At 39.1% G+C, this 3,740-nt stretch carries 4 protein-coding genes; 3 read left to right on the forward strand and 1 reads right to left on the reverse strand.

Annotation, left to right across the window (positions count from 1 at the left end; all coding sequences use genetic code 11):
- The first annotated feature begins 378 nt into the window (after positions 1-378).
- The 3 genes from NSA01_RS09790 to NSA01_RS09800 are packed head-to-tail and all read left to right on the forward strand — an operon-like array spanning position 379 to position 3,447.
- Positions 379-1,830 (forward strand): NAD(P)/FAD-dependent oxidoreductase, encoded by a 1,452-nt coding sequence (locus NSA01_RS09790; RefSeq protein WP_257481276.1) that lies wholly within the window; start codon positions 379-381, stop codon positions 1,828-1,830.
- 1 nt (position 1,831) lies between these two features.
- The gene (locus tag NSA01_RS09795; RefSeq protein ID WP_257481277.1) at positions 1,832-3,091 is read left to right on the forward strand and encodes an NAD(P)/FAD-dependent oxidoreductase; all 1,260 of its coding nucleotides are present in this window, start codon (positions 1,832-1,834) and stop codon (positions 3,089-3,091) included.
- A complete protein-coding gene (locus tag NSA01_RS09800; RefSeq protein WP_257481278.1) occupies positions 3,091-3,447 on the forward strand; it encodes a DUF1667 domain-containing protein in 357 nt (118 codons plus the stop codon). Before NSA01_RS09795 ends, NSA01_RS09800 begins: the two co-directional genes overlap by 1 nt.
- Positions 3,448-3,458: 11 nt before the next feature.
- Here NSA01_RS09800 and NSA01_RS09805 read toward each other — a convergent pair.
- Positions 3,459-3,740: hypothetical protein (locus NSA01_RS09805; RefSeq protein WP_257481279.1), on the reverse strand; the 282-nt coding region annotated here is incomplete at its 5' end.

A 3,740-nucleotide genomic window follows, 5' to 3' on the forward strand; every position in this document is an offset into this window, starting at 1 on the left:
AACGCCCTACAGAGTAATTTAAGGGACGGAGTCCCTTATAAAAGCCTTCGGTCTTTCCAGAATAAATTTATTCTATAAAAAACAAAAACAATAAATTTATTGGAATATTTAAATAAAAATGAAATACACATTAAAAGATAAGAACTATTTAAACAAAATGGAATATAATAATATATAGATTACAAAATTAATCTAAATATAATTATCTTTACAAAAGTCACATAAAGGACTTGAAATTCTTGGAAGAAAGTTATATAATATATAAAAATATCAATTTACAATTAAATAGCGGAAGAGATTATAAGAGAAACCGCAACATATTACGCTTAAAGACCTTAAGTGTGTATGTTGTTTTTTTGTATTTACAAGGAGGAAAATATGAAAGATATGTATGATGTGCTGATTATCGGTGCGGGCGTAGTAGGCTGTTCTACTGCAAGAGAACTTTCCAAATACGACTTAAATATAGGTGTTTTGGAAAGAAGAGAAGATGTTTCATGCGGGACATCGAAAGCAAACTCGGGAATGATACACGGTGGTTATGACGCTACCCACGGGACTATCAAGGCTAAATTATCAAAGAGAGGAAACGAGCTGTTTACTATTTTGGATAACGAACTCCATTTCGGTCATACAAGATGCGGTTCTCTAGTTCTCGCATTCGACGAAGAAGATATCGAAACCCTTAAAGGACTTCAGGAAAACGGGAATAAAAACGGAGTTGAAACGGAAATAATCGATATCGACAGGATACACGAAATCGAACCAAATATCTCAAACGACGTAATTGCAGCTCTTTACTGTAAGACGGCAGGTATCGCAATGCCTTTCCAATACTGCGTTGCTTTAGCTGAAAATGCTATTGATAACGGTGTGGAATTCAACTTCAACGAAGAAGTAACAAATATCACAAAAGACGGCGATGTATTTATAGTAAAAACAAAGAATAATGAATTTAAATCAAGATATGTAGTAAATGCCGCAGGTGTATACGCAGATAAGATTTCAGCTATGATTGCGGAAACGAATTTTAAAATAACCCCGAGAAAAGGCGAATATATGCTTTTGGACAAATGTGAATCCACGAAAGTTCATCCTGTTATATTCCCTACACCAAAAGCACATTCAAAGGGTATCGCTCTTACACAGTCTCAGGACGGAAATATACTTGTAGGTCCGAACGCAGAGTACATAGACGATAAAGAAGACGTGTCTACAGACGCAAAGACTTTAGACGAAGTATGGGCTCAAACCGACAGCTATTTAATAGATAAACTGGACAAAAGCAAAGTTATAACTCAATTTGCGGGTCTTAGAGCTGTTACGGACTCTCAGGACTTCATAATCGAAGAAAGCTCAACAAAGGGCTTTATAAACGCCGCTGCGATACAGTCTCCGGGCTTCACTGTTTCATACGCAATAGCTGAAATGCTCGTTGGTATATTAAAGGACGCAGGACTAGAATTAAAGGAAAACAAAGATTTCGATCCTAACAGAAGAGGGTATGTTGACATGGAAAAGATGTCAAAAGATGAAATCAACGAACTAATAAAGAAAGACCCAAGATTTGCAAGAGTGATATGCAGATGTGAAACTATCACGGAAGGTCAGATAGTGGACGTCCTCCACAGAGGTATCAAGGTAACGACCTTAGACGGCGTCAAGAGAAGAATGAGAGCGGGTATGGGAAGATGTCAGGGAGGTTTCTGTTCTCCAAGAGTAATGGAAATCATAAAGAGAGAATACGATATGAACTACGAAGATGTTACCAAGAAAGGCGAAGAATCTTATATTCTAACCGGAAAACTTAACAAGGGAGGTAACAACTAAGATGAAAAATTATGATTTAGTAATAATCGGCGGAGGTCCTGCGGGACTCAGTGCTGCCATTTCTGCAAAAGAAAACGGAGTAAAGGACATACTTATTCTCGAAAGAGATATGAGGTTAGGCGGTATTCTTAACCAATGTATCCATAACGGTTTCGGACTTCACAGGTTCAAAGAAGAACTTGCGGGTCCGGAATACGCGGGAAGAGATATAGATACCATAATGCGTCTCGGGGTAGATGTGATGCTGGATACTATGGTAATCAAACTCGAAGAAGACAGGACAATACATTTTCTAAATAAAGAAATGGGTTACCAAACAATAAGACCGACGGCTGTAATTCTGGCTACGGGGTGCAGGGAAAGGACGAGAGGAGCCCTTAACATGGCAGGCTCACGTCCAAGCGGTATTATGACTGCGGGAACCGCACAGAGATTTGTAAATATGGAAGGCTACATGGTTGGTAAAGAAGTCGTTATATTGGGTTCGGGAGATATAGGTCTTATTATGGCAAGAAGGATGACTTTGGAAGGTGCGAAGGTAAAATGCGTACTCGAACTTATGCCTTACTCAAACGGACTTCAAAGAAATATCGTTCAGTGTCTCGAAGACTACGATATACCGCTAAAGCTTGCTCATACAGTAGTGGATATAAAAGGTAAAGAAAGACTTGAAGCTGTTGTTGTCGCTCAAGTAGGAGAAGATAAAAAACCTATCGAAGGCACCGAAGAAGTCATCCCTTGTGATACGCTTCTATTATCCGTGGGTCTTATCCCTGAAAACGAACTTTCAAATATGGCGGGGATAGAAATCGACCCTAGAGTGAAAGGTCCTTACGTATCTCAAAACAGACAGACCAGTATAGAAGGAATATTTGCCTGCGGGAACGTACTTCAGGTACACGACCTTGTAGACTTTGTTTCAAACGAAGGATTTATCGCAGGTAAAGGTGCTGCGGAATATATAAAAGAAGGAAACGATGTAAGCGAAGACATCTTGACAAAAGCGGTGGCTCCTATCTCTTATACCGTACCTCAGAAGATTTCTTCTAAGGATTTGAAAGAAGACGTATCAATGTTCATGAGGGTAAACAGAGTAGTACCTGCGGGATACGTTGTGGCAAAACTAAACGGAGAAGAAATATTAAGAAAGAAAGAACTTAAATTCTTACCGGGAGAAATGATTAACATAAACATCAAGAAAGATTTGATAAAAGATAAAAAAGGCGAACTTACTTTTGAAATCGAGGAGGCGGACAAATAATGAAAAGAGAAATGACATGTATATGCTGTCCGAGAGGATGTGCCTTAACAGTAGAATACGAAGGAAAAGAAGTATTTTCTGTAACCGGAAATACTTGTCCCAGAGGAGATAAATACGCAAGAGAAGAAGTCGTAGAGCCTAAGAGAGTAGTTACATCTACTGTTAAAGTCAAAGGCGGAAGAGACAATGTGACTTCTGTAAGGACAAATGCGGGAGTGCCGAAAGCAAAGATATTCGAAGTGATGAAAGAAATCAACTCTATCGTACTTAAAGCCCCTGTGAAAATCGGAGATATCGCAAAGAAGGATATATGCGGAACGGGAGCAGACTTACTTGTAACAAGAAACAATCAATAACTAAAACAGTTTCATATAAAATCCGACAATGACCCATTATAGGAATATAATGGGTTTATTTTTTTGTTCTTAAATGATATAATATTTCCTGTGAAAACAGGAACGTTTTTGTAGGGCTCTGCCCTACTACCCCTTATAAGGGGCTCTGCCCCTTGTACCTTTCTGCGGGGTTTTACCCCGCACCCCACCACTTTGTAGGGTTCCACCCTACGACCCGCTACAATGTAAGGCTCCGCCTTACAATCCGCCCTTTTTTGTCCGAAGAAACAAAAAAGGGATAAAAATTCTTCCAC

It is taken from the genome of Anaerofustis stercorihominis, assembly GCF_024623185.1.
GTDB lineage: Bacteria > Bacillota > Clostridia > Eubacteriales > Anaerofustaceae > Anaerofustis.

Bases quoted from the DNA above. Each gene is read 5' to 3' on its own strand.
- NSA01_RS09790 (WP_257481276.1), top strand. From the start codon at position 379: ATGAAAGATATGTATGATGTGCTGATTATCGGTGCGGGCGTAGTAGGC.
- NSA01_RS09795 (WP_257481277.1), top strand. From the start codon at position 1,832: ATGAAAAATTATGATTTAGTAATAATCGGCGGAGGTCCTGCGGGACTC.
- NSA01_RS09800 (WP_257481278.1), top strand. From the start codon at position 3,091: ATGAAAAGAGAAATGACATGTATATGCTGTCCGAGAGGATGTGCCTTA.